Annotated in this window: 2 protein-coding genes; one reads left to right on the top strand and one right to left on the bottom strand. The window is 57.8% G+C overall.

The features are described 5' to 3' along the window. Positions 1–214 (top strand): class II glutamine amidotransferase (locus M3629_RS28075; protein ID WP_251512182.1); only part of this gene is annotated, 214 nt, incomplete at its 5' end. Here the strand turns inward: M3629_RS28075 and M3629_RS28070 are convergent. After that, positions 185–457 (bottom strand): hypothetical protein (locus M3629_RS28070; protein ID WP_251512180.1); only part of this gene is annotated, 273 nt, incomplete at its 5' end. The genes M3629_RS28075 and M3629_RS28070 overlap by 30 nt on opposite strands.

Genomic DNA, 457 nt, shown 5'->3' with positions numbered 1-457 from the left:
CTGCTCGACCAATCTGCACTGGATCACCCGGCGAGCGCCGTTCGGCGTGGCAAAACTGCTGGACCAGGATGTGGAGATCGACTTTCAACGCGAGACCACACCCAACGATGTGGTCACGGTTATCGCCACGCAGCCGCTGACGGCCAATGAAACCTGGCATAAGATCATGCCAGGCGAGTGGGCGTTATTTTGTCTCGGGGAGCGTGTAGTTTGAGGCCAGCTGCGGCTGGACAACCTCGTGGCTGAGCGGCTTGCTCACCACATAGCGGCCGTCGGTCACTGATACGATCGGCGGTTTGTGGGTCTGCTGGAAATAGTCATAGCCAGGCTTGAGCTGTTTCCAGAAATCCGCGTAGTAGGAGTATTTGTGGCGTTCCATGTTGGCGTTGGTCATGCGGAACGGATAGATACTCACCTGCACGCTTGGCTGGCCGAAGACTAAGGCGCCGGTCACGAA

The sequence above is a fragment of the Paenibacillus polysaccharolyticus genome (assembly GCF_023714295.1).
In the GTDB taxonomy this organism is placed as follows: domain Bacteria; phylum Bacillota; class Bacilli; order Paenibacillales; family Paenibacillaceae; genus Paenibacillus; species Paenibacillus polysaccharolyticus_A.
Note: the sequence above shows the minus strand (reverse complement) of the source record. Positions and strands in the feature narration are given on the sequence as shown.